The sequence below is a fragment of the Neobacillus sp. GCM10023253 genome (genome assembly GCF_042653105.1).
GTDB classification, from domain to species: domain Bacteria; phylum Bacillota; class Bacilli; order Bacillales; family Cytobacillaceae; genus Neobacillus; species Neobacillus citreus.
Window position 1 is genome coordinate 158,985 of sequence record NZ_JBHSHV010000029.1, and the last position, 24,611, is coordinate 183,595.

Annotated in this window: 22 protein-coding genes; 10 read left to right on the top strand and 12 right to left on the bottom strand. The window is 41.7% G+C overall.

The annotated features are described in order from the left end of the window. Positions 1 to 103 precede the first annotated feature (103 nt). Positions 104 to 916 carry a VOC family protein gene (locus tag ACFPA1_RS28000; RefSeq protein WP_378588190.1) on the top strand — a complete coding sequence of 271 codons (813 nt, stop codon included), beginning with the start codon at positions 104 to 106 and terminating at the stop codon, positions 914 to 916. A gap of 97 nt (positions 917 to 1,013) precedes the next feature. On the opposite strand, the gene ACFPA1_RS28005 is transcribed toward ACFPA1_RS28000, so the two are convergent. The 6 genes from ACFPA1_RS28005 to ACFPA1_RS28030 all read right to left on the bottom strand — a co-directional run bounded on the left by ACFPA1_RS28005 (position 1,014) and on the right by ACFPA1_RS28030 (position 7,456). Continuing rightward, positions 1,014 to 2,129 carry a Ger(x)C family spore germination protein gene (locus ACFPA1_RS28005; protein ID WP_378588193.1) on the bottom strand — a complete coding sequence of 372 codons (1,116 nt, stop codon included), beginning with the start codon at positions 2,127 to 2,129 and terminating at the stop codon, positions 1,014 to 1,016. Then, complete coding sequence (locus ACFPA1_RS28010) at positions 2,130 to 3,221, bottom strand: GerAB/ArcD/ProY family transporter (protein ID WP_378588195.1); 1,092 nt, start codon at positions 3,219 to 3,221, stop codon at positions 2,130 to 2,132. Continuing rightward, the gene (locus tag ACFPA1_RS28015) at positions 3,211 to 4,710 is read right to left on the bottom strand and encodes a spore germination protein (RefSeq protein WP_378588197.1); all 1,500 of its coding nucleotides are present in this window, start codon (positions 4,708 to 4,710) and stop codon (positions 3,211 to 3,213) included. Before ACFPA1_RS28015 ends, ACFPA1_RS28010 begins: the two co-directional genes overlap by 11 nt. Positions 4,711 to 4,850: 140 nt before the next feature. After that, positions 4,851 to 5,045 carry a hypothetical protein gene (locus tag ACFPA1_RS28020; RefSeq protein WP_378588199.1) on the bottom strand — a complete coding sequence of 65 codons (195 nt, stop codon included), beginning with the start codon at positions 5,043 to 5,045 and terminating at the stop codon, positions 4,851 to 4,853. A 172-nt stretch (positions 5,046 to 5,217) separates the two neighbouring features. Next, positions 5,218 to 6,000 carry a GNAT family N-acetyltransferase gene (locus ACFPA1_RS28025; protein WP_378588202.1) on the bottom strand — a complete coding sequence of 261 codons (783 nt, stop codon included), beginning with the start codon at positions 5,998 to 6,000 and terminating at the stop codon, positions 5,218 to 5,220. Between the two features lie 865 nt (positions 6,001 to 6,865). Further along, positions 6,866 to 7,456 (bottom strand): guanylate kinase, encoded by a 591-nt coding sequence (locus ACFPA1_RS28030; protein ID WP_213147618.1) that lies wholly within the window; start codon positions 7,454 to 7,456, stop codon positions 6,866 to 6,868. A gap of 237 nt (positions 7,457 to 7,693) precedes the next feature. Between ACFPA1_RS28030 and ACFPA1_RS28035 the strand changes: the two genes are divergently transcribed. After that, positions 7,694 to 8,146: a nucleoside deaminase gene (locus tag ACFPA1_RS28035; RefSeq protein WP_378588204.1), complete on the top strand. Its 453-nt coding sequence runs from the start codon at positions 7,694 to 7,696 to the stop codon at positions 8,144 to 8,146. Positions 8,147 to 8,253: 107 nt separating this feature from the next. Next, on the top strand, positions 8,254 to 8,625 hold the full coding sequence (locus ACFPA1_RS28040) for a hypothetical protein (protein WP_213147616.1): 372 nt from the start codon (positions 8,254 to 8,256) through the stop codon (positions 8,623 to 8,625). Between the two features lie 63 nt (positions 8,626 to 8,688). Here ACFPA1_RS28040 and ACFPA1_RS28045 read toward each other — a convergent pair whose 3' ends face one another. Continuing rightward, a complete protein-coding gene (locus ACFPA1_RS28045) occupies positions 8,689 to 9,771 on the bottom strand; it encodes a branched-chain amino acid aminotransferase (protein WP_378588207.1) in 1,083 nt (360 codons plus the stop codon). Positions 9,772 to 9,941: 170 nt separating this feature from the next. After that, on the bottom strand, positions 9,942 to 10,478 hold the full coding sequence (locus ACFPA1_RS28050; protein WP_378588209.1) for a hypothetical protein: 537 nt from the start codon (positions 10,476 to 10,478) through the stop codon (positions 9,942 to 9,944). A gap of 735 nt (positions 10,479 to 11,213) precedes the next feature. On the opposite strand from ACFPA1_RS28050, the gene ACFPA1_RS28055 reads away from it, so the two are divergent. The 5 genes from ACFPA1_RS28055 (at position 11,214) to ACFPA1_RS28075 (ending at position 17,695) form a co-directional block, all read left to right on the top strand. Next, positions 11,214 to 13,403 carry an alpha-galactosidase gene (locus ACFPA1_RS28055; protein WP_378588211.1) on the top strand — a complete coding sequence of 730 codons (2,190 nt, stop codon included), beginning with the start codon at positions 11,214 to 11,216 and terminating at the stop codon, positions 13,401 to 13,403. Between the two features lie 88 nt (positions 13,404 to 13,491). Next, positions 13,492 to 14,736, top strand: coding sequence for a beta-ketoacyl-ACP synthase II (gene fabF / locus ACFPA1_RS28060; RefSeq protein WP_378588214.1), 1,245 nt, complete (start codon positions 13,492 to 13,494; stop codon positions 14,734 to 14,736). Positions 14,737 to 14,880: 144 nt separating this feature from the next. Further along, positions 14,881 to 15,912 (top strand): fatty acid desaturase, encoded by a 1,032-nt coding sequence (locus ACFPA1_RS28065; protein ID WP_378588216.1) that lies wholly within the window; start codon positions 14,881 to 14,883, stop codon positions 15,910 to 15,912. 72 nt (positions 15,913 to 15,984) lie between these two features. After that, positions 15,985 to 16,521, top strand: a complete 537-nt coding sequence (locus tag ACFPA1_RS28070; protein ID WP_378588218.1) for a response regulator — start codon at positions 15,985 to 15,987, stop codon at positions 16,519 to 16,521. A 394-nt stretch (positions 16,522 to 16,915) separates the two neighbouring features. Next, on the top strand, positions 16,916 to 17,695 hold the full coding sequence (locus tag ACFPA1_RS28075) for an SDR family NAD(P)-dependent oxidoreductase (protein WP_213147609.1): 780 nt from the start codon (positions 16,916 to 16,918) through the stop codon (positions 17,693 to 17,695). A 51-nt stretch (positions 17,696 to 17,746) separates the two neighbouring features. Here the strand turns inward: ACFPA1_RS28075 and ACFPA1_RS28080 are convergent, their stop codons facing one another. The 3 genes from ACFPA1_RS28080 to ACFPA1_RS28090 are packed head-to-tail and all read right to left on the bottom strand — an operon-like array spanning position 17,747 to position 21,290. After that, positions 17,747 to 18,835 carry a GerAB/ArcD/ProY family transporter gene (locus ACFPA1_RS28080; RefSeq protein WP_213147608.1) on the bottom strand — a complete coding sequence of 363 codons (1,089 nt, stop codon included), beginning with the start codon at positions 18,833 to 18,835 and terminating at the stop codon, positions 17,747 to 17,749. A gap of 43 nt (positions 18,836 to 18,878) precedes the next feature. Further along, on the bottom strand, positions 18,879 to 20,072 hold the full coding sequence (locus ACFPA1_RS28085) for a Ger(x)C family spore germination protein (protein WP_378588221.1): 1,194 nt from the start codon (positions 20,070 to 20,072) through the stop codon (positions 18,879 to 18,881). An 18-nt stretch (positions 20,073 to 20,090) separates the two neighbouring features. Next, on the bottom strand, positions 20,091 to 21,290 hold the full coding sequence (locus tag ACFPA1_RS28090) for a Ger(x)C family spore germination protein (protein WP_378588223.1): 1,200 nt from the start codon (positions 21,288 to 21,290) through the stop codon (positions 20,091 to 20,093). A gap of 235 nt (positions 21,291 to 21,525) precedes the next feature. Between ACFPA1_RS28090 and ACFPA1_RS28095 the strand changes: the two genes are divergently transcribed. Beyond that, positions 21,526 to 21,759 (top strand): hypothetical protein, encoded by a 234-nt coding sequence (locus ACFPA1_RS28095; RefSeq protein WP_213147605.1) that lies wholly within the window; start codon positions 21,526 to 21,528, stop codon positions 21,757 to 21,759. A 15-nt stretch (positions 21,760 to 21,774) separates the two neighbouring features. After that, the gene (locus tag ACFPA1_RS28100) at positions 21,775 to 22,884 is read left to right on the top strand and encodes a GerAB/ArcD/ProY family transporter (RefSeq protein ID WP_378588225.1); all 1,110 of its coding nucleotides are present in this window, start codon (positions 21,775 to 21,777) and stop codon (positions 22,882 to 22,884) included. A gap of 103 nt (positions 22,885 to 22,987) precedes the next feature. On the opposite strand, the gene ACFPA1_RS28105 is transcribed toward ACFPA1_RS28100, so the two are convergent. After that, on the bottom strand, positions 22,988 to 24,556 hold the full coding sequence (locus tag ACFPA1_RS28105) for a spore germination protein (RefSeq protein WP_378588455.1): 1,569 nt from the start codon (positions 24,554 to 24,556) through the stop codon (positions 22,988 to 22,990). Positions 24,557 to 24,611: the final 55 nt, after the last annotated feature.

The window sequence follows — 24,611 nt, forward strand, 5'->3', positions numbered from 1 at the left end:
CAGTGGAATTGTTCTCATAAAAGGCATATGGGGGCTAATAACCACATGTAAGGAATGAAGCCGATACACTGAAATGAATTTTTTAAAAAGGGGACTTATTCACATGCAATTAGCTTTCGACCATTTGGTTTGGTTCTTCAAAAAGCCAGAGGAGGCAATCGCTCCTCTTGAACAAGTAGGTTTAAAAGTGGCACCTGGTGGACGGCATGAATCTTGGGGCACGTATAACACATTAAGTTATTTTGGATTAAGTTACTTAGAGTTTTTGGGAATTGAGGATTGGCAGCGGGCGGAAACGCATGAGGCCAACCGCTTGATTACGCATATTGTGGAACAGCTTCCAAAGGATAATGGGGAGGGGCCCGCCAGAATTGCGATTCGTACAAATGAGATTGAAGAATTGGCAAAGCAGCTGAAACAGAAAGGGTTCACGGTTTATGGACCGATTCCGGGAGAGAGAGTCCGCGGTGACGGCGAGGTCATTAGATGGTCGCTGTTATTCCCAGAATATGCAGGGTCGCAATTGCGCCTTCCTTTCTTTATTCAATGGGAAAAATCGGACGAGGAACGGTTGGCAGAACTAAAGCAGCAGGGCCTTATAGACCGCCATCAGGCGGGACCAGTCCTATTTGAAAGTGTTGGTTTTGCGGTCACCCAATTGGATGAAACCCTAGCACTCTGGGAAAGACTTCTTAACCTAAAGGCCGGGGAGGAGTTCGTCACTCAGGAATTAAACGCCCGCTGCCGAAAACTCACCTTGGCCGGAACAGAGCTTTTGTTTTGCAGCCCAATTGGGAAGGGGATTGTTGCGGTAGTACTAGAGGAAAAAGGGGAATCCCCATTCCTGGCAAATTTTTCAGGCACAAACCAAAGTCGAATTTTCGAACTGCTTAACGGGCATTGGAGTTTTAAATAAGAATACGTGATTAAGCGCTGGGGGCCTGTAACCAGCAGGTGACTGGGCCCTAGCGTTCATCGGTTAATACAGCAGGTGCAACAAGGGGACTGATTTCCTAATTAATGATCCCGGAGTTTATAAGCTCTAATTGGAGGTTTGCCTTAATTGGAATGTCTTTAATGTCCACATTTTTGTATTTTTCCTTCCAAAGTTTATGATGATGCACCCTGATTTCTTCCTCAATTCCAAATCCGTCACAATTAGCCGCTTGTAATTTGGTTATGGTATTTTCAGCTGTCTTTGTTAATCGCTGCTGGATGGTTTTATTTAATTTTTTTAAAAGAATCGGGTTGGTTAATTGATCTTTTGGATACTCGGTAATTCGATATTGAAGTTTACTGGACAAAATGGCGGTAACCGCCCCGTTTTTTATAGATAGCTTCGTTTTTTGGCGGTTATTCAAAATCTCTATCACAATAAACTCCTTTTGGCTATCTTGATGTTTCGTATCCAATAAAAATGAAACCTTTTGCTTTTTTTCTCCATTAAGCAGCAAAAACATCTTTGATTCGGGAACATTTAGTTTGCCGGTCATCTTTTCATTATTAAACAGTGCCATGCCGATGGAACGAGCACGATGCCGTTCAGAGCTGATTTTTAGAAGAGGCAGTAATGGATCCTTGGTGTGCTTCAGCAATAACGGGCAGACTGATTGCACGTTGTAGTTTGTAAAAAAGCCTGTTGCCTCGCCACTTTTTAAGTATTCATCATAATATCGTCCGTTTAAGTCTGCTTCTTCCTGTTTAATGCGGACAGCATCTCTTGCCTTACCTTCAATGATAGCTACTTTTGCCCCGAGAGCCCCTTTTGGGTTTCGGTATATATGGTCGAGTTCTTTATAGAGTCCATTTCTGGCCATTTCTTCACCGAAAAGAACGACTTGGGCTTTGGATATGTCGATTTTCTCGGAGATATTTAGATCGGCATGCAGCAAGGTATCTAAAGCTGTTTCTCCCATCGTTGTCAAAATAGTGCTCTTAGTAGAAGAATTATTTTGGACTCCTTTGCTTATCGGATAGGCGGTGTTAGCGATGATCTTTCCATTGGGTCCTTTATCGTAACCGATGAGCAGGATTAATTTTTGTTCCTTCAATAGCCGTTGATCCCAGCAGCCTGATAAAAGGAAAGGAATGCTGGAAAGGACGACGAACCTTTTAATAATGTTGCGCATTTACCTCACCACCCTTTGTCCTTTTTTAAAAAGAAAGGAAAGCAGTAAAAGAAATACTGGAATGGCCATAAAGAAGATAAACCCAGAGTATGTTGCAACCTTTGTCAATTTTTCGAGTTCTTTCTCCCCATTAAAAAATAGGGCAAAGCCAAAGCAGGAAAAGGCGGACAGATATACCCATGCTTTCCTCGGCCAGTGTTTTAATAGAAAGGTCCCTGCCAGGGAGGCGCCATAAAGATAGCTGATAAAGGAGGTACCGACAAGGATAATCCATAATGAAATGATGACTAAATCCGGCCTCTCTATAATTTTAAAAGAAAAAGATTTTAACAAATAAAGGACTGGCTCGGGCAGCAGCTTCATTTCCTCATTGTTAAAGTATATTAAACAAACAAATGTCAGGAATGAGTAAAAAAAGGTAATAAAAATATTGGCCAAGGTAGCGGCTTTAAACTTATCCCTTCCGTTAGCCAAAACAAACGGAGATATCAATAGGATAAATTCGATTCCCTGCCAGGCTAACGTGATATGAGATGCTCCCTTTAAAATATTCATCAACCCCGATTGACCAATCGGCAAAATGTAATGGATATTCTCATCTTTAAAAGCGATAGGCGTAATGATTAAAAATACGAGTAACGTAAAAGTGGCGATGAAGTAAAACCTTGCGATGACCTTTAAAGTATCGATGCCGATGTAAATGCCGATGGAAGCCATCAAAAAAAGAATGACCCAAGCTGGGGTGTAGGGGAGCATCCACTTTTTTAAGATATGGACAAATAAAACAAGTATGGTTGCCCCTGTCAATAAGAAATAACCCATATAAAGGAATGTAATGCCTTTTCCGACAACCTTTCCAAATATCGAATGCAGAATTTGAAAAAGATCTTGGTTAGGAAACCTGCTGCACAAAATAAGGTAAAAAAGGACAAGAATCTCCATAAATAGACCTGTTAGAAGAAGAGAGATCCAGCTATCCCCTTTTGCAATTTGGTGGATTTCATAGGGAAGGGATAGAAAGGCAACTCCTATTTGGGTTTGTATAATAAAAGTAATCATCTGGAGTTTTGTGATTTGAACTTTATTTTTCATCTTTTTCCCATCTTCTAGGTTTATTTAGCCGTTTTTTATTTTTTACATGCAATTCCCGCGGCCGGTCCTTTAGCAGCCAAATTGGAAATCGAATAATGGCGTCCTTCAATCCTTGTAAATTGAACGGGGCGATGGGGGTAAAATAAGGAGTCCCCAAAGATTCAAGTTTACACAGGTGGCCGACAATAAACATCAAGGCGAAGATAATTCCAACAAAACCGAAAGTGGCAGCTGCCAGCATGATTGGAAAGGTTAAAATCCTGACTGTATTGCTCATTTCATAGGAAGCCACCGTAAAGGAGGAAATGGCTGTAAGCGCTATAACAATTACCATTATGTTGGAGACTAGCCCTGCAGAAACGATGGCATCGCCGATGATTAAACCTCCTACAATCCCAATGGTTTGTCCAATCGGTGTCGGCAGACGAATTCCCGCTTCACGAATTAATTCGATGGTAAACGCCATAACCATGGCTTCAATTAAGGGTGGAAACGGGATGTTTTCTACCGAACTTTTCACCAATACTAAAATTTCTTTCGGGATAATCTCGAAGTGGAAGCCGATTACCGCAATATATATACTAGGTAATAGCAGTGAAAGCACAAAACAGACCACTCTTAGAAAACGAAAAAAGGAACCGGTAATAATCCGGGTATTATAATCATCCGATGTTTGGAAGAAGGAAAAGAATGATACAGGAAGAGCGAGTGCATCAGAACTGCCTTCAGACAATAGGATGATTCTTCCTTCCATCAATTGCGCAATCGCCCGGTCGGGTCTTTCAGTATAGAGTAAATGAGGAAATGGGGAGAATGGCTCATCCTCTAATAACTCTTCCAAATACCCGGGGCTAAATGTCATATCGATAGATAAGGTTTGTATTCTTTCTTCCAGTCTCTTTACTAGAGCAGGGTTACAAATTCCTTCGATATATACAGTCGCAATTTCGGTATTCGTGTATTGCCCAATCAGGTGGTAGTTGATTTTTAGATGCCTGCTCTCAATCCCCTTTCTGATCAAGCCGATGTTGGTTGATAGGTTTTCAACAAATCCGACATGCGACCCTCGAACAGTTTTTTCACTATCCGGTTCTTTAAGAGTACGGGAAATTTCTTTCATGGTATTAAAAGAAAAAATTTCTTCGCGGCCTTCGAAGATGACAACGGCATTTCCTTTTAATAAAGCTTTTCCGGCATCATGAAGCGTTATTTTACTTTGTTTTTCAGCAGTATAGGGAATATCGCCTGCATTTATCTCGCCATATTTAATAATAGGAAATAAAATGCTTTCTTGAATTTTTCCCGAGTCTGAAATAGTTGCAATATATAATATTACCCCTTGCCTATTGTTATAGGAAAACGGGAGCATTAAAAGGTCATCGGTGTTGCTGAAAAAATCTTTTATGTATTCTATGCGGGCGTCGAAAGTGGAATCATCCTTAGCGGAAGGCTGTCCATTCTTTTCCTCATGGTCGGATGGCTGTCTCATAAGATGAACCCCTTAGATTAAAATGTACATTTTATGTTTAACATAAATATCCATTCCTATTCGCTTTGAAAACGCCCATTGATTTGAAAACGAAAGCGCCGAAATTAGTTTCCGGCGCTTACCAAGATGGTCCCTGTGCTTTAATATGTTAATGCATCTGAAGCCTGACCCCGTTTTTCCATTTCGAGTGCGGTAACGATATAGGCAAATCCGTTCATCAGGAAGTAAATGACGTTGGATTGGGCTTGCTCGGTTTCACCTAAATAGGTATTAATGATGGTGAAAACGGAATATAAAATGACAAAGAATAAGGCGATTTTGTTGAAAATGGCCATTGCTTCCAACCCCTTTATATAGATGCTTATATTAGCTTATTTGCTTGCAGGTGATTTTATGCAGTGGGACAGCCCCGGCTTGTTAAGGTAATGGTGATTGAGGGACTTATACCTAGTGTATTAACGGTAAAAAGGAAGGTGACTCGGCACCTTCCTTTTTTAACGGGAATTTTTAGCGGTACATGGTCCACTTCCCAATATCTTTAAAGCCAAGCCGCTTATAAATACGGCCAGCTGCAGGGTTATCATAGAAGAGACAAAGCGTTTTACCTTCTGCTAGAACATCCTTAAATAACTTTTCCATGATAGCTGTTGCTAGACCTTGACGGCGGTTTTCTTTTCGCGTGCAGACTCCGACAATCATCGCTGATATGGAATTTTCCGCTGTTGTGGAAACACAGGCGGTTATCACACCTTGGCGGGTGGTATAATAGGTTCTTCCAGTGTTGGATTCCATCGCATTGATTAACATCTTCCTGGCATCGCTTCTAATATGAAATTCCTCAATGCTGCTTTGATGCTCAATGATTCGATCAACGTCCTCAATCGTTGCCTTTTTTACCTCAACATCATTGTCACCAAGACAATCGTCAGAAAGGCACTCTGCAAAAAATGTTACTTGTTTTTTGCCAAGAGACAGTTCCTCGAAGGACTCGAATTTTTCCACGATATCGGACTTCCCTGATAGAAAAATAGGCTGCGTGTACTGTCTCATAATGGAGACAAAGCCGGTAGTATCAAATTCTCCCTTTGCGTAAGGAATGAAAGATTGATGGAATCTTAGCAGGACCGCTTTAATCGTGCTCTGTTCATCAAACTCTGCCCAAATTTCCTGAAACTCCGATGAATATCCGAAAGCCTCGATATCCCCGATGATAAATAGATTAATAGACGGTTCCTCACTTAAAAAAGCGAGAACCTGCTGATGGTCTTGTTCGGTAAGCTTTCTAATCACGCCAATCCCCCCTTGTTTTAAATAGAGTACTCGTGCAATATGGAAAATTCAAGAATTTTTTTGGAAAGGCTGCTTAAAACTCGTAATCCTTAAAAGATATATAAACTATGAAGAGTTCATAACACCTGAACAGGTTGAGGACCGAGTGAATCGGTAGTTATGAAGGGGGGCATAACGCCCGAGCGGATTGAGGATTGAGTGAATCGGTAGTTATGAAGGGTTTATAACACCTGAACGGATGGAGGAAACAGTGAATCGGTAGTTATGAAGGGGTTCATAACTCCTGAGCGGATTGAGGAATGAGTGAATCGGTAGTTATGAAGAGTTCATAACACCTGAACGGATGGAGGACCGAGTGAATCGGTAGTTATGAAGGGTTTATAACGCCTGAACGGGTTGAGGACCGAGTGAATCGGTAGTTATGAAGGGGTTCATAACGCCCGAGCGGATGGAGGACCGAGTGAGTCGGTAGTTATGAAGAGTTCATAACACCTGAACGGATGGAGGACCGAGTGAATCGGTAGTTATGAAGGGGGGCTTAACGCCCGAGTGGATTGAGGAATGAGTGAATCGGTAGTTATGAAGGGTTTATAACGCCTGAACGGATGGAGGAAACAGTGAATCGGTAGTTATGAAGGGGTTCATAACGCCCGAGCAGTCATCGAATCCAAGCTAGAGTGGTTATGAAAGGTTCATAACTCCAGGCCCCGGCCATGAAACCTGAACATCGGTCGTTATGTTCGTTTAAATCTCCTACCCATCTCGCAACCAGTATAAAATAAAGGCGAACAGTCCCGTGTGTACTGTTCGCCTTTCGTTTTGCCAATTTTCTGGGTTAATGCGAGGCAAGCCCCTTTTAAGTAGTTTAGTAATCCGTTACGGTGAGATTTCGGTCCAGGTAGGATTCGATCAGCTCGCTTACTTGGTAAGAGACCTGCGGGGAATCGAAGTTTTCAAATGCATGTTCACAGCTGCCTTTATAGCTCATTGTTTCGTTATAATGGCTCATATGCCGTTCAATGACTTCCTCGCTATCCTGGCGTTTCTTATGTCTATCGATGACGGTATCACGGTCTGCGTAAACAAAAATTCGTACAACATGATCTCCATACACTTTTTTAAGCTTTTCAGCGCCTTCAGGATTTAAGGTCAAATAAACGAAATCATGGTTTTTAAAGGCCTCCACAACATCTTGTTCACGAATCCCATAATGGATTCCATCAATCTCGACGCTTTCGAGAAATTCTTGTTGGGCTTGCATGTTTTTGAAGGTTTCTTCAGTTATAAAGTGGTAATCTTCGCCGTCTTTTTCATAATGCCGTGGGGAACGAGTGGTGTAAGAGAGAACAGTTTCCATGTCAAATGCGGTAGCGACATTTTTCGCAATAGTTTTTCGTCCGGAACCATCAGGACCTGTGTAAACGAAAATTTTTTCTTTCCCTTTGATCTGATACATCGAGGTACCTCCTTTTATTTTTATAAGATAACCCTTTTATCTGGAGGAAATTTTTCTGGATGTGGGTAGGGTATACTATCATTATAGCAAAATGATAATGATATGGGAATGTGTGGATTGGGAGGGAAAAAAATCTAGGTATTTCGAACGTCTTTTCAAATAAGGGGAACTACGAGAATGATTCCTTTTGATAAATAGTTTAAAATGGAAAAATGTTAAAACGAAAGGAAGTATAAAATGGACAACTTCATGAAACGGGCTGTAGAGCTCGCACTTCAAAATGTGGCAGAAGGCGGGCAGCCGTTTGGGGCAGTACTTGTCAAAAATAATACAATAGTATCAGAAGGTGTAAATGAGCTCCATAAAAGGTTTGATATCAGCGGCCATGCAGAGTTGCTAGCCATTCGCCGTGCCCAAGAACAATTTCAAACGAATGATTTATCGGAGTGTGTAGTTTACGCCAGCGGTGAGCCTTGCGCGATGTGCTTGACAGCCATGTACTTTGCCGGAGTTGAAAAAGTCTATTATTGTGCGTCGGTAGAGGACGCCGCTGAAGTGGGTTTGGGAAAATCAAAATCCATTTACGAGGATTTGAAAAAATCTCGGTCCGAAAGGTCCTTGCAAATTATCCAAATGCCTTTAGAAGAAGGACAAGATAGCCCAATGGAGCTTTGGAAAAAACGGCTTTGAAAAAATACAAAGTGCGGTACGGTTTACGAGCACATGATTAAAATGAAACTTTTATAGACATGTTACGTATATAAATATATACGATTACAAGGAGATGTATGTAATAAATGTTTCTAGCAGAACTTCAGCCTGAGGAGAAAAGGGCATTTCTTGAACTTGCGGCGATGATTGCCAATATTGATGGGAATTTGTCGATATTTGAAAGTTCCATCCTTAGCAAGTTTCAAAAGGAAATGGGGCTGAAGGATTACAAACACGAAGGTCTCGCAATCGAAGACATTCTAAAAACTTTCAAAACTGAACGTTCCAAAAATATCGTTTTAGCAGAACTCTTACAACTGATTTATTCAGATGGGGTTTTTCAAGAAAAAGAAAACGAAACCATCCAAATCATAAAGGAACACTTTGGATTCGATGCCAATGAATTTGGAAGCTTTAAGGATTGGATAGAAAAAATAAAAGAATTGTCTGTAACATAAAAAAGTGGCCTGACCCCCAATGCGTTATCTCATAACGCGGCGGGAGTCAGGCCCTTTATTGCTTTAAACTTCTACAGCACTCACTTTAACGGTCCAGTTAAACGGATCCTCAAGTTTGCCAAGTTGAATGCCTGTGATGCCATCATAGAGGCGTTGGGATGTTTGCCCGATTTTGCGGTCGTTAATGACGATCGTTTTGCCGTTCCATGTTAATTCGCCAACAGGTGAGATAACGGCTGCTGTTCCAGCTCCGAAAACCTCTTCCAGTTCTCCGCGCTCATATGCGGCAAAAACCTCTTCAATAGAGATTCTCTCCTCGCGGACAGGTTCTCCCCAATGTTTTAAAATCTGAATAACCGAATCACGAGTTACCCCTGGTAAAATGCTTCCATTTAACTTAGGTGTAACGACTTCACCATTAATTTTGAAGAAGATGTTCATGCTGCCTACTTCTTCAACATATTTGTTTTCCTTCGCATCTAACCAAAGAATTTGCGCGTAGCCGTTCGCTTCGGCCTTTTCCTGGGCTTTCAGGCTTGCTGCGTAATTGCCGGAAGTCTTCACGTGTCCAACCCCGCCAAGAACTGCACGGACATAATGCTCTTCAACATAGATGTTAACAGGATTTAATTGATCCCCATAATAGGCACCTGACGGAGACATGATAACCAGCAATGTATATTGATGGGCAGGATGTACCCCAAGACCTGCTTCCGATGCATAAATGAATGGGCGAATGTAAAGCGATTGTCCGGCGCCTTCCGGAACCCAGTCCTTTTCAACTGTAACCAATTGTTTAATCGCTTTTAATAAGAAATCCCCATCAATTTGCGGGATGCAAAGCCTGTCGCAGGAGTCGTTCAGACGCTTCATGTTTTTATCCGGACGGAAAAGCTGCACCTCACCATCTGGAGTTTTATAGGCCTTCATTCCTTCAAAAATCGCTTGTCCGTAATGGAAAACCATGGATGATGGATCAAGTGTTAATGGTCCATAAGGTACGATCCGGGCATTATGCCAGCCGTTATCTGTATGATAATCCATTACCAACATGTAATCCGTAAAATACTTCCCAAATCCAAGCGAAGCGGGATCAGGCTTAGCCTTTAATTGTTCTCGTTGAATAAATGTAATCTCTTGTGTCATCTTCGCACCTCATCTCGAAATCTCTTATATATAGAGACTACGACTTTTTCAGAAAAAACACAATAATTTGAGTATGGAAAACTTGGTATTCAATGGCACTTTAACGCTTTAAATTAATTTTTACACCTTATGGTCCGTTAATGTGCAAAAATGGTGCTGGCAAATTGCGTTCAAAGAGGCTTAAAAAATAGCACTCCACCAATGGCAATCCAAATGAGCCCAAATGGTACTGACATCCATGCAGTGAAGAATTGGTCATTAAAGAAGAGCAGGCATAGTGAACTTATTAATATGGAATAACTGATTGGCACAGGCAGTGATTTTACCTTTATACTTCTAAGGCCGAACAGAAACAATCCTATAATTAACATAATGAAACCGATAGGTGCTGCCGGTTCCCACGCGCCATTCAAGAACTGTCTTAGTGAATGCCCGATAAAATAAAGGACGCTTCCAGATTGAATGAGGATAAAGGCGAATTTCGCAAGGCCTTTATGAAGGAAAAGCTCCCGGTAAAAAATCACCATTCCACTTGTAATAAACAGCATTCCAATACTGAGCAGCGGCATCGAACCTTTTGAATCCCGGTAGATATCCAAAGCTGGGTTGCCAGGGGGACTAAGAGCCAGACGAGTTCCGACTATCACCCAAACAAGCCCGCCGATGAACAATAACAGAGCATGGAGACGAAACCTATTAACCTTCATTCTTTCACCTCTTTGTCATGATCGTTCAGATTGCCTTCTAAAAAAGCGTGTTAGACATCAAAAAACTTATTGGAAAAAATATGAAATAAATATATTCAATTATTCATAAAAAATTGCTGTTTTCGTTAATAATATTGTTACTTTTGCTCCTATAAGACCGAACCGCTGGTTTTTACATGCGTTGGGGTGCATAAAAGGTTATATGCGACCGGATTGCTGATTTTTTCAATCGTTGGGGCTCATAGAAAGGTTATATGGCACTGGATTGCTGATTTTTTCAATCGTTGGGGCTCATAGAAAGGTTATATGCGACCGGATTGCTGATTTTTTCAATCGTTGGGGCTTATAGAAAGGTTATATGCGACCGGACCGCTGATTTTTTCAATCGTTGGGGCTCATAGGAAGGTTATATGTGACCGGACCGCTGATTTTTTCAATCGTTGGGGCTCATAGAAAGGTTATATGCGACCAGATTGCTGATTTTTTTAATCGTTGGGGCTTATAGAAAGGCTATATGCGACCGGACAAGTTATTTTACCAAGTGTTCTATCGCTTACAGCGAAGGCAATAAGTTATTTCTTATTCGGAAAGCAACAATCTTTTAAATAAGGGCTTAAAAAATTGTTCTCCAAAAACACGACAAAAACCTCCTGCTCTTTTGCCTAATTCTAGTGATTTTACACTGCATAGCAAAATAGGATGAAATAAGACGATAAATAAAGGGAGAGGATTGTCGTGCCAATCGAGTGGAATGAAGAGGATGGGATATTTCATTTATTTAATGACCGGACAAGTTATTTGCTTCAAATTGTAAATAGAAAATATCCTGCACATTTGTACTGGGGTAAGCGGGTTCACACATTGCAGCCTGCTTCGATCCTTTCCTTTAAAGGCAGGACCTTTTCGCCAACAACGGAACCAACAAGCAAACAATTTTCCCTGGACACTCTTCCCCAAGAGTATCCGGCGTACGGCAACGGTGATTTTAGGTGCCCGGCCTATCAGCTGCGCACCAGTGACGGTTCCACGATTACCGAGTTTGTTTATGACTCACATGAAATCTTAAAAGGAAAGCCATCCCTAGTAGGACTGCCTTCTGCCTATGTCGAGGATGACTCCGAAGCGGAAACTTTAGTCATTACGATGGTTGATTCCAAGCTGGGGATAGGGATTAACCTTTTTTACACTATTTACAAGGACCTCGATGTGATCACCAGATCGGCTTCCTTCGAGCATCTAGGAACCCAGGAAGTGGAAATACACAAATGTACGAGCATGACCTTGGACTTTCACCATTCTGATTGGGACTGGCTCCATCTTCACGGAACATGGGCAAGGGAGCGCTATCTCGAACGGGAGCCGCTCCATCATGGAGTTCAATCGATTTCCTCTTCGAGGGGCGCCAGCAGTCATCAGCATAACCCTTTTCTCGCGCTGCTTTCAAAAGATGCAAACGAAGAGTCTGGCGATGTCTACGGGGTGAGCCTCGTTTATAGCGGAAACTTTGAGGCCTCTATTGAAGTCGCCCCTTACGAAACAACGAGGCTTTCGATTGGTATCAATCCGTTTGATTTTATTTGGCTCTTAAATCCTGGGGAAACATTTCAGACACCTGAGGCGCTAATGGTTTATTCATCAGAGGGACTTGGCGGCATGTCGAGAACCTTTCATAAATTATTGCGGACGAGGGTCTGCCGCGGTACCCATCGCGACAAATCCCGCCCGATTCTCATTAATAACTGGGAGGCTACCCGGTTTGATTTTTCCGAAAAAAAATTAAGGGAATTGACGGATTCTGCGGCAGAACTCGGAATCGAGCTGTTTATCCTTGATGACGGCTGGTTTGGGCACCGTGACAATGACAAAAGCTCACTAGGGGACTGGACTGTCAATCAGAAAAAGCTGCCAAACGGGTTAAAAGGCTTGGGGGACTACGTGCAAACGAAAGGGATGAAGTTTGGTCTGTGGGTCGAGCCGGAAATGGTCTCGCCTGACAGCGATTTGTACCGGAAGCATCCCGATTGGTGTCTGCATGTTCGAGGACGGAACCGGACGCTGTCCCGCAACCAGCTCATTCTCGATTTATCCCGGAAGGATGTATGCGATTGGCTCGTTGAAACACTCACAAACCTTTTCTGCAGTGCTCCGATTTCTTATGTAAAATGGGACATGAACCGAAATATGACCGAGATTGGGTCGGCCACGCTTCCCCCTGAACGGCAAAAGGAAACAGCCCACCGCTATATGCTCGGTCTGTATCAAATTTTTAAAAAATTAACTGTACGCTTTCCGTACATTTTATTCGAAAGCTGCTCGGGCGGGGGCGGACGTTTCGACCCGGGCATGCTGTATTACATGCCACAAACCTGGACAAGTGATAATACAGACGCAGTCGAAAGGCTGAAAATCCAATATGGCACAAGCATCGTTTACCCAGCCATCACCATGGGCGCCCACGTCTCAGATGTACCGAACCACCAAGTCGGACGAATAACACCCATTCAAATGAGATTGTCTGTGGCCATGGCTGCCAACTTAGGTTTTGAACTAAATGTCGACAAGCTGAGCACGGAAGAAAAACTGGCGGTACAAAAGGGAATCCAGCACTATCGTAAAATCAAGGATCTTATTAGCTTTGGTGATTTGTATAGGCTTCTCAGCCCCTTCGAGGGACTGGAAACAGCCTGGATGTACGTCGCGGACAATCAGCAGCAAGCGGTTGTTTTTTACTATCAAACACTGGCAACCCCGAATCCGCCCTTCCGTCGCCTTCTGTTACGGGGATTACATCCGAAACAAAAATATCGGCTTAACAACGGGGAAAAGGTCTTTTATGGGGATGAACTGATGAAGATGGGAGTAACCTTGCCGCTCGTAAAAACTGATTTTTTCTCAGAGATATTCGAAATTCAGGCGGAAAATTGAAATATTAGGCGAACCACTCCAAATTAGGTAAAATAGAAGGAATGAGAAATTTTCAATGAATTAAGTGAATAAACAAGTGGGGGTTAGTATGTTGAAAAGAAGAGTAGTGATTACGGGTATTGGAGCGGTTACCCCTCTCGGTAATGACGCCCTGACGACATGGAATAATATTAAAAACGGCATTTCAGGCATCGGTCCGGCCACCTTGTTTGATACTGAAAAAGTCGATGTCAAAATCGCAGCGGAGGTAAAAGACTTCGCTCCGGAAAACTATATGGATAAAAAAGAAGCGAGGAGAATGGGGCGTTACAGTCAATTTGCGATTGCTGCGAGCAAAATGGCTGCGGCGGATGCAGGCATTCAAATCGGTACGGATATTTATCCTGAACGGGTTGGCGTATGGATTGGTTCAGGAATCGGCGGTTTAGGCGAGTTCGAGGAACAGCATAAGAAATTTATAGAAAAAGGCCAGAGAAGGGTCAATCCGTTTACGATTCCAATGTTTATCCCGGACATGGCGGCAGGACAGGTGTCCATCGAACTCGGAGCGAAAGGAATGAACAACTGTTCCGTAACGGCATGTGCATCCGGTGCCAATTCCATCGGCGATGCTTTCCGCGTGATTCAAAAAGGCGATGCCGAAATGATGATCGCCGGAGGAACGGAAGCCACGATCACAGAAATGACGGTTGCCGGATTCTCTAATATGACCGCCCTTTCGAAAAATCCAGATCCGAATACAGCTAGCCGGCCGTTCGATAAGAATCGTGATGGCTTTGTGATCGGGGAAGGAGCCGGCATCGTGATATTGGAAGAATTGGAACATGCACTAGCCCGTGGTGCCCGCATCTATGGTGAAATTGCAGGGTACGGGGCTTCAGGTGACGCCCATCATATCACAACACCGGCACCAGATGGAGAGGGTGCCCAGCGTGCAATGAAAGCAGCCTTGGAGGATGCCGGAATTTCACCTGAACAAGTAGATTATATCAATGCCCACGGCACGTCCACTTATTATAATGACTTGTATGAAACGATGGCCATCAAAGAGGTATTTGGCGGCCATGTCAACAACTTATCTGTAAGCTCAACTAAATCGATGACGGGACATATGCTCGGGGCAACGGGTGCGATTGAGGCTATTTTTTCGCTGCTCTCCATCAAGGAAGGGATCATCCCGCCAACCATTAATTACGAAACACCAGATGAAGGTCTAGATTTAGATTACGTTCCAAATACAGCGAAAGAGAAGGATGTTCATGTCGTCCTATCCAACTCCTTCGGATTCGGCGGCCATAATGCAACATTGATTTTTAAAAAATATAATAAATAAATAGCGGATTTTTCTACATATTTAGCCAAAAATTCGCCTTTTCATGACATTTGTCATGTCTAGTCCATGACACATGCTACTAACAAGATTATTTTCAATCTCCTATACTTAGTTTAACGACATACAAAGAAGGGAAATTGAAAAATGACCTTAGAGAGCACGAAACAATTACGAAAACAAGTTGCATCTTTTGAACAAACCACAACAAAGCAAAGTGTAATGCAAATAATTAATACGGTCGTGCCATTTCTAATATTATGGTTCCTTGCTTATCAAAGCTTGTCAGTCTCCTATTGGCTGACACTGGTACCAGCTATTCTGGCGGCAGGATTTTTGGTCAGGATGTTCATTATATTTCATGATTGCACCCATTATTCCTTCTTGAAAAGCCGACGTGCTAATCGAGTAGTGGGGACATTTATGGGGGTTTTGACGTTATTCCCGTTTGACCAGTGGGGGCATGATCACGCCGTTCACCACGCAACAAGCGGCAACCTCGACAAGCGGGGGACAGGCGATATTTGGACGCTTACAGTAGAAGAATATAAGGCAGCACCGTTCAAGCTTCGTTTAGGCTATCGTTTGTATCGCAATCCAATCGTTTTGTTTGGATTGGGGCCGATTTATCAATTCCTGTTAAAAAATAGATTTAACCATAGAGGCGCCAAACAAAAGGAACGGAATAACACCTATCTGACGAATGTTCTGATCCTGGCGTTAGCAGGGCTGCTTTGCTGGGCGATTGGCTGGCAGGCATTCCTTATTGTACAAGGTACGATTTTCATGATTGCTGGAGCAGCTGGCATTTGGCTGTTTTACATCCAGCATACGTTCGAGGATTCTTACTTTGAAGAAGACAAGGACTGGGAGTATGTAAGGGCGGCAGTGGAAGGAAGTTCGTACTATAAACTGCCAAAGCTTTTGCAATGGCTGACAGGGAATATCGGTTTCCATCATGTCCATCATTTAAACCCAAGGGTACCAAACTATAAATTGGAAGAGGCGCACAATAATACGCTTCCGCTGCAAAATGTTCCAACCATTACACTGGCTACAAGCTTAAAGTCATTAAAGTTCCGCCTATGGGATGAGGAAAAGAAGGATTTTGTAAGCTTTAAAGACATTAAATTAGCAGCGAAAAGCAGGGTTTCCATACAGACAAAACCTGAAGTTTAATATGATCAAACACTGACTCCCCAAATTTTTACGGGGAGTCAGTGTTTTAATCCCGATAAGGAGAGAACTGATATGATTCGAATCGTCATCTTAGGGGATCAGGAAATGCTGCTTGGAGTCATTGGTTCCCTGCTTAATTTAGAAGAGGATATGCAAGTGGCAGGGCAAACCAGCAATTGGGAAGAGGCGCTGACACTTGTGCACCGCTTAAAGCCGGATATTTGTATAATGGATGCAGAAATGACTGCTAATAGCGGCCTTGATGCTGCAGAAGCGATAATGGCGGCGGGCAGCAAGGTGATTATTTTAACAACTTTTGCAAGAGCAGGTTATTGGCAGCGTGCCCTCAAGGCGGGTGTAAAAGGCTATTTATTAATGGATAGCCCGAGTGAGGAGCTGGCCGAGTCAATTCGCAGCATCATGAAAGGAGAGCGGATTTACGCTCGCGAACTAAAGAATGAACCCGATTGCCGGCACGAAAAAGACGAGTCAAAATGGCCGAAAAATAGTCCAATCACAGACACCTCAAATCAGCCATCAAACAAAAAGGGAACGGTCCGTAACTACTTTTCAGCAATCATAGAAAAAATGAAATTAACCGCTGGATAAACAGTAAGAGACACCTAAGCCGAATTGGTTAGGTGTCTCTTTATTATTAGTTAGCAATCTTTTGGCTTAATTACATAACTACGCAGCTAGTCATCATCCTCCGAATAAGCTTCTGTCGTCTTCTTATCCCTGCACTCCCAGCATTCGGCCCTGTTGCGCTCCATGATTGATAATTCCATTCCGCAAGAAATGCAGACATCCATCAAAAAAATTCCCCCTTTCTACAGGAAAATGGTAATGGGTATATATTTATGCAAAAAACTGCTTTGATATATCATCTTCAGTTCGACAAATACCGTTGTAGGAGCCTAGAGCCCCAAAATACCAACTTGTTCATTTTTTCTGTATCATTAAGGGGAAGGAAAAAAAGTGGATTAGAAAGGGGATCACTACCATGGAATTAGGTTTAAAAGGGAAATCGGCCATCATTACGGGGGCGAGCAAAGGGATCGGATTGGAAACTGCACTTTATTTAGTGGGAGAAGGGGCAGAAGTCACGATTTGTGCCAGAAACGAGGACCGTTTACAAGAGGCGGCTGCCTTTATTTTTGAAAAGACCGAAAAAGAAGTACTGTACGTTGTGGCGGATGTTACGAAAGAAGAGGATTGTCAGAAACTGGTCCAAGCAGCTGTTGAAAAATATGGGCGGCTGGATATTTTGGTGAACAATGCCGGTACGTCACAAGCCCACCCATTCGAAAAAGTGGAAACGGAGCTTTGGAGGCAGGATCTTGATTTAAAGCTATTCGGGGCGATTCATTGTTCCCGTTATGCTGTACCATATTTGCGCCAGGCAGGAGGCGGGGCGATCGTCAATGTGACAGCCATCCTTGGGAAAACGCCGCCCGCTTCTTCATTGCCAACATCCGTCAGCAGGGCAGCAGGGATGGCTCTAACAAAAGCAATGAGTAAAGACCTAGGCAAGGATAATATCCGTGTCAATACTGTTTGTATTGGTCTGATTCGCAGTGAACAAATCGAAAAAATGTGGAAAAACCAAGCGCCAGATCTATCATGGGAAGAGTTTTCAAGGAAAGACCGGCAAATTCCACTAGGCCGCATCGGTAATACGGAAGAAGCAGCGAAAGTGATTGCCTTCCTTGTCTCTGATGCCGCCTCATATGTTTCAGGGGTTGCGATGAATATCGACGGAGGACTGGCTGGAACGTTATAATCGGAAAAAGGAAAAGGCACCTAAACCAGAATTCGGATTAGGTGCCTCTTGTTAATTACCCCTTTTTCTAACTTTACTTACTACGAGTAACAATAAAGGGATAAAAAGTCCAAAAGGGAGAGAAAAAGCTGTCCACCATTCAGCTTGTTGGTCGGATTCAACAATATTCTTATTGATAATAAGAGAGAGAAATAGCGTGATTAAACCTAGAGGAAAAGTTAAGGATTTATATTCCTTTAGTTTTAAAATTTGGCCCATGCATAAAACAGATCCATAGAAATAAACTGTGATTTTAATATAAATGGTAACGAACCAGATGAACGCCATAACCGCTTCAATACGCTGCCAAAAGCCGCCGATATTGATATTGAGTGCTAGGACATAGGTTACGAATTGCTGGTTTTCAGAAAAATTCGACCCGAAGCATAAAATGCTCATTAAAGTGACAAGCGTTAACACACTTCCCCCGATTACTGTCCCAAGCAAAAATGACTTTTTAGCGGGTTTTGTCCGGTTTACAGCAGGGAAGACCATTAAAAATAATACCAATTGCAAATAAGGGGTTCCAAGGGCTTTCACTGCTGTACTCATTATAGGTTTTAATCCATTGTCCAATACTGGCTGGAGATGCTGAAATTGAATCATCGGAAAGATTGAAATGGTAAACAAAACAAAAAGTAAAAAAATAAATGGAAAGAAAATTTCTATCGCACGAGAAAAGGGCTCCAGGCCGTAACGTACAGCCATGGTCATAATGACTATGAGCAGAATATGAATTGCCAGAATAGGTGTCTCTCGGAGAAGCTGGATAATAACAAAATCACCGAACTGCCGTACAAAAGTAGCAGTACTAAGGAAAAAATAAAAGAAATATAAAAGGGAAACGAATTTTCCAAGCCATTTTCCTAATAACTCTTCGCAATATTGAGCAAAGTTCATATTTGGAAAACGGCTTCCCAGTGCATTAAACATTAACACGAGTAAAAGTGCGAGCCCAACCACAAGAATACTAGCTAACCAAGCATCTTGTTTTGCAGTATGGATAAGTCCTGATGGGACATACAAAACACTGCCGCCGACTATAAATAAAACAATCATTATGGTAAATTGATGAGGTGATATTTTACCCTTTTCAAGCATGTATGTTCCTCACCTTTCTCAAAGGGGTAACATCCTTTAAGACCTATTTCATATTATTAAGAGGAGAATTGCTGATAGTGCCGGTTTGCCGGATGGACACATCAACCTTAACGGTAACAGGCATTTCGGAAAATGTCTGGTCCCAATCCTTTTTATATTTCTTCCACGCATCGGGTTCTGAGCGATAAAGTGCTTCCCCGAAACCGAAAATATCAATTTTATAATTTTTTTGAACGTGCTCTATCGTCAATTTCATTTTTTCTTTAAGGGATATTTCAGATACTCTTTCTAAATAAGAAATAGATTTGGGGTTTGTTAAATCTAATCCTTTGCATTCAACTTCTCCGACATTTCCTCGCACTTTGACCCTTACTGATCCTTGAGGCTTCCCCTTTATCATTTTTGCAGCAAGTTTGGATTTTGCGCCCATTACCTCAATGACGGCTTTTCCACCCTGCGGGCATCTTACATATCCTACACTGCTCTTCACTTTTCCTAAGACATAATTAACATCTCTACTTTCCTTTTCATTTAACCATCCAATCAGCTTATCCTGTTTAAAAATTGCCGTTCCTTTATAGTCCAAGGTTGTTTTCGGTTTCGTCCGTTCGGTATTCTTAAGATTTACCCCCTCATTTACATTTCCATGTATTTCAACACCGGTTAGAATAGGGCTAATTCCATCACTTACCATTTTATTAACAAGTTTATCTAATGTAACACCTTCGGTTGGCGCCCAAGATTTCGCTGATGCCTCGAGAGAGTTAAACAAATTATTAGCTGGAATTTTTTCTAGCGGGGTTAATACTTTTAAAACATCTCCTGCTTTCGCATTCTTGGCTACTGTTATGTAAAAATCATTTCGTACTTCCGGTTCCCTTAAAAGAGCGTCAATGGTACCACCAATCCCTTCCTTTGCCGATTTCTCTCCGAAGACCAGGATTCGTAGGTGCGCAAAATAAAGCTTTCTTGGGGCTGCTGTTGTAACTTTCCTTGCTGCTTCTAATAAGGTGTCTCCCTTGGTTTGATATACGACCACTGGCGCTTTGCCGCTGCCGCCTTTCTTGGAGGCAATTTCACTTGGATTGACAACTTGGGCAGTCAAAATGTATTGGTCCTGCTCTTTATCAACCCCCAATCCTAATACAATGGACAGTTCATTTAATTCCCGTTTGTTCCAGCAGCCAGAAAGGAGGATAGAACTGAAAAGTATGAGTATAAGGGTTTTTCGTTCCATTTTATTCCTCCAAAGTGATTAGTCCTTCATGAAATTTAAAGGAGAGGTCTTAATCATTCCTACATCATGTATTTTTACAGTAACTTCTACGTTTACCGGCATTTTCCCAAAAATCTGCTGCCAATCCTTTTTGACCGAATGCCAATATTCCGGGTTATCACGGCGCGCTGCTTCACCGAAACCAAATGGATCGAGTTTATATTGCGTTTGCGAAGCATGTAGAGCCTTATGAATGTTATCTTTTATGTTTTTCTCTGCTTTTCGTTCTAACTGGCTAATGGTTTCCGGTTTACTTAAATCGAGTGTCTTACAGTATACATCTGCCAGTTTTCCCTCTGCAGTAATTTTAATGTTTCCTGTTGGCTTACTGCCTGAAACCTTTGTTTTTAACTCTGTTTTTGTATGAATCAGCTTAATCCCGGCGAGCCCTTTTTCAGGACAGGGTATAGTTATAATCGTACTTTTTACATTCCCTAAAGCATAATTGAGGCCTTTGCTTTCGTCAGTGTTAAGCCATCCTATTAATTGATCCTTTTTAAACACGCCAACCTCATCATATTTTAAGTAGGTCTCTGCTTTAGATTGCTGATATTTCCCCAGACTTTCGCCCGCTTGCAGCGGACCTTTTATCATAAGCCCGGTTAATTTGACATCCTTCCCTTCCTCTATTAATTCTGAATTCAACTGATCCAATGTAATGGGGAGGGTTGGTGCCCACTGTTTTTCCGAGGATAAAAGCGATTCATATAATTGCTGGACGGGAATTTTTTCTATCGCCGTTAAGACTTTTAAAACATCGCCTGCCTTGCTGTTTTTAGCGATTGTAATATAAAAATCAGTCCGTATTTCCGGATCCCTTGTCAAAAGGTCTAATGATTTACCAATCCCTTTTTTCGCAAATTCTTCTCCATACACGAGCAGGCGAAGATGGGAAAAATAAAGTTTTCGTGGTGATTCGGTTGTCATTCTTCTGATTGCCTCGAATATTGTATCCCCTTTTTCTTCATAAACAACTACAGGAGAATTGCCGCCGCTGCCCATAGATGCAGCAATTTCACTAGGATTTACGACTTGTGTCGTCACTAGGAATTTACCATCTGCTTTATCAATCCCCATTCCAATTACGATCCCAAGCTGATTTAATTCTCGTCGGTTCCAACAGGAAGTGAGAAGGATAAGGGAGCAGATGGAAACAAGTAAAAGGAATTTTCGGTTCATGCCATTACTCCTTTAAGCCTCTAAGCTAGTTATATGCTCCCCAAAATTTGGTTTTTTAAGCGGACAAATGGAAAGATGTTTATTTTTAAAAGATAATATTCGACAAAAATCAACTAATGCGATTCCCACTGTTTATTATGTATTCAATAAGTAAAGAATGGATGGCGAGTGAGTATAAATACGAAAAAACGAAGAGAATACACAGGATAATAATCAATGAGAGGAAGTCCTTCAAATGCTTGGTGTTGCAGTAACAATAGTGGCAGCCATTATGATCATTGCTTTTGAAATTCCTAAGATGCGAAAAAAAAAGTTAACGAAGGAGCTATGGGTATTTTCCGTCTTAATGGCTATGGCAGTTGGATTAGGCATAGCAGAAAGCTTGAATTTGAGCGTTCCGAACCCTCTTAATGGGGTTAGAATTGTTTTACAGCCATTTAGTGATTTTATATACGGATTGCTGAAATAGGTTCGGTGAAAGTGAATGGAAAATCTCAAAATAAGCGGACGGCAATTTACAATTTTAGTTATTTTATTTTCTGTGGGTACGACCATCTTAGTGATACCAGGAAGTCTTGCTAATGAGGTAAAACAGGATGCTTGGATAACGGCTATAATTGGTACAGCCCTTACTTTTTTGGTGGTGGCTTTATACATCGTTTTTGGGAGAATGTTTCCGGCGAAAACTCTGGTTGAAATCATTGAAACACTCCTCGGAAAATGGTTGGGTAAAATCATTTCTCTTAGCTTTGCTTTTATCTCTTATATTTCTGCGTCAGAATTACTGTATTATGTGGGAAATTTCTTGACCACGCAAATCTTACATGATACACCAATTGAAATAATCCATATTGTATTCGCGTTCACCTTAATAATGGGAATACGCCTTGGTCTTGAAACACTGGCTCGCACTGCAGAACTGTTTTTTCCTATTTTTATTTTTTTATTCGTATTACTAACAGTATCAGTATTATTAACCCCTGATTTATGGAAATTACAAAACATCCAACCTATGTTGAACTCAGGAATAAAGCCAATGATTCGTGCTGTCATCATTTTTCTAAGTGTGTTCTCTTTTCCGTTAATTGTGTTATTGATGATTTTTCCTATTTCTGTGAAGCAGCCAAAAGCAGCTGAAAAACCTTTTTTTATTGCAATCGGTATAGCGGGGGTTTGTTTAATCATCCTGATTACATTGACTATTTTAGTTTTAGGTCCTGATTCCAGTGCAAGACAGATGTATCCTAGTTATAATTTAGCAAGGATGATAAAGATAGGGGGTTTTTTGCAGCGGATAGAAGCCATATTGGCAATTATGTGGTTTGTAACGATATTTTTTAAGATGGCCATTTATTTTTACGCAGCGCTCATCAGTTTTGTACAAACCTTAAACATAAGAGATTATAAACCTTTTACATTTCCTTTAGGGATGATTATGGTGATGATTTCCTTTATTTCGCATCCTAATGTTACTCATTCAGCAAAATTCGACTATGAAATTTGGCCTGTTTACTCTTTTATATACGGACTTGCTCTCCCTTTATTATTATTATTGATTCATGGATTAAGGAAATGTATAAGGAATGATAAATGAAAACTCGTCGATTGGCGAGTCCGTTAGGACGAAGACAGAGGCGTAGTTGAATTTATGCTTATTAGCAAAAAAGAGAAAGCTGCCTTTGGAGTAAAGGCAGCTTTCATTCTTTTTGGGGTGGTTTTGGAGCAGGAGTGTCTTCGCGAACGATATTGTTTTGACTGAATAAACGTGGCCGTGTAGACATAGCCCATCTTGGAAATCGAAAAATGGTATCCTTTTGGTCCTCTTTGATAAAGGGGCCGAAGGGGGCCATATAAGGCACGCCAAATGAACGCAGGCTGCACATATGAAGAACCATTGCAATCAATCCTACAATGATTCCAAATAAACCAAATGAGGCCGCGATTGCCATGAAGGGGAATCGTAACATCCTGATGGCAATGGCCAATTCATAATTACTGACAATAAAGCTTGCTATAGCTGTAATAGCGACTACAATCACCATGGCAGCTGACACAAATCCGGCTTCAACAGCTGCCGAGCCAATGACAAGTGTTCCAACAATGGATACCGCCTGGCCAATCGCTTTTGGCATTCTTAAACCTGCTTCACGTAATATTTCAAAACTAACCTCCATCGCAAGTGCTTCGATAAAGGCTGGGAAAGGTACACCCTCCCGCTGGGCGGCAAGGGTAATCAGTAATTGCGTTGGCAGCATTTCCTGATGAAAGGTGGTAATAGCAATATATAAGGATGGTGCTAACAATGCAATAAAAAAACCCATATAACGCAAGAAACGAAGAAGGGTGGTAATATCTGCCCGGTTATAATAATCTTCCGGTGACTGTAAAAACTGTGCGAAGATGATAGGCACTGTCATGACAAATGGTGTGCCATCAACTAGAATGGCAACACGTCCCTCTAACAGGTCGGCGGCGATGGCATCTGGCCGTTCCGAATGATATATAGTGGGAAAAGGTGTCCTTACTCCATCCTGAATTAATTCCTCAACATAGCCTGTTTCTAAAATACTGTCAATCTTAATCCTATTGAGCCGCGTGCGGACTTCCTCGATAACCTTGTCATTGGCAAGCCCCTTTATATACATAATGGAGACGATTGTTTTTGATACTTTTCCAATTTTCCTTGATTCAATCCATAGGTTGTGATCTTTGATTTTTCTCCTGATTAGGGCCGTGTTAACCCGGATATTTTCTGTAAATCCTTCACGAGGTCCTCTGATTGTCGTCTCAGTCGTAGGCTCCTCCACTGACCGTTGCTGCCAGCCTTTCATGTCAACAGAGAAGCCCTTCGAATATCCATCAAATAATAGAATCACTTTACCGGATAAAAGAGAATCCAGGAGATTCGTAAAATCATCTAGATCCTGAATGTCTCCGACTGTTAATATCCTTTCTTTTAAAAAGGGCAAAAGGTATAAACCATTAAGGGTTTCATCCTTGATATCTGTCTTTCGTAAATCATTCATTAACGATTCCATTATGAAGTTTTGCGCTGATTGACTATCAATCAAGCCGTCTGTAAAAACGACACAAGCCTTAATCCCGCCATCCTTGCCAATTCTGATCTCCCTCATTATAATATCGTCGCTGTTACCTAATAATTCTTTTATCTTTTGGATGTTATCCGTTAATACAAGGTCTATCGGTTCACTTTTTTGTTTCGCTTGGCTTTGTGGTGCGGGCTGTTTCGCTGTTTCCTTTTGCATCTCTTTCCATTTGTCTTTAATGGATTTTTTATTTTTATTTTTAAAAAAATTCAAG

Coding starts and splice junctions, on each gene's coding strand:
- ACFPA1_RS28000 (WP_378588190.1), top strand. CDS start 104: ATGCAATTAGCTTTCGACCATTTGGTTTGGTTCTTCAAAAAGCCAGAG.
- ACFPA1_RS28005 (WP_378588193.1), bottom strand. CDS start 2,129: ATGCGCAACATTATTAAAAGGTTCGTCGTCCTTTCCAGCATTCCTTTC.
- ACFPA1_RS28010 (WP_378588195.1), bottom strand. CDS start 3,221: ATGAAAAATAAAGTTCAAATCACAAAACTCCAGATGATTACTTTTATT.
- ACFPA1_RS28015 (WP_378588197.1), bottom strand. CDS start 4,710: ATGAGACAGCCATCCGACCATGAGGAAAAGAATGGACAGCCTTCCGCT.
- ACFPA1_RS28020 (WP_378588199.1), bottom strand. CDS start 5,045: ATGGCCATTTTCAACAAAATCGCCTTATTCTTTGTCATTTTATATTCC.
- ACFPA1_RS28030 (WP_213147618.1), bottom strand. CDS start 7,456: ATGTATCAGATCAAAGGGAAAGAAAAAATTTTCGTTTACACAGGTCCT.
- ACFPA1_RS28035 (WP_378588204.1), top strand. CDS start 7,694: ATGGACAACTTCATGAAACGGGCTGTAGAGCTCGCACTTCAAAATGTG.
- ACFPA1_RS28040 (WP_213147616.1), top strand. CDS start 8,254: ATGTTTCTAGCAGAACTTCAGCCTGAGGAGAAAAGGGCATTTCTTGAA.
- ACFPA1_RS28045 (WP_378588207.1), bottom strand. CDS start 9,771: ATGACACAAGAGATTACATTTATTCAACGAGAACAATTAAAGGCTAAG.
- ACFPA1_RS28050 (WP_378588209.1), bottom strand. CDS start 10,478: ATGAAGGTTAATAGGTTTCGTCTCCATGCTCTGTTATTGTTCATCGGC.
- fabF (WP_378588214.1), top strand. CDS start 13,492: ATGTTGAAAAGAAGAGTAGTGATTACGGGTATTGGAGCGGTTACCCCT.
- ACFPA1_RS28065 (WP_378588216.1), top strand. CDS start 14,881: ATGACCTTAGAGAGCACGAAACAATTACGAAAACAAGTTGCATCTTTT.
- ACFPA1_RS28070 (WP_378588218.1), top strand. CDS start 15,985: ATGATTCGAATCGTCATCTTAGGGGATCAGGAAATGCTGCTTGGAGTC.
- ACFPA1_RS28075 (WP_213147609.1), top strand. CDS start 16,916: ATGGAATTAGGTTTAAAAGGGAAATCGGCCATCATTACGGGGGCGAGC.
- ACFPA1_RS28080 (WP_213147608.1), bottom strand. CDS start 18,835: ATGCTTGAAAAGGGTAAAATATCACCTCATCAATTTACCATAATGATT.
- ACFPA1_RS28085 (WP_378588221.1), bottom strand. CDS start 20,072: ATGGAACGAAAAACCCTTATACTCATACTTTTCAGTTCTATCCTCCTT.
- ACFPA1_RS28090 (WP_378588223.1), bottom strand. CDS start 21,290: ATGAACCGAAAATTCCTTTTACTTGTTTCCATCTGCTCCCTTATCCTT.
- ACFPA1_RS28095 (WP_213147605.1), top strand. CDS start 21,526: ATGCTTGGTGTTGCAGTAACAATAGTGGCAGCCATTATGATCATTGCT.
- ACFPA1_RS28100 (WP_378588225.1), top strand. CDS start 21,775: ATGGAAAATCTCAAAATAAGCGGACGGCAATTTACAATTTTAGTTATT.
- ACFPA1_RS28105 (WP_378588455.1), bottom strand. CDS start 24,556: ATGCAAAAGGAAACAGCGAAACAGCCCGCACCACAAAGCCAAGCGAAA.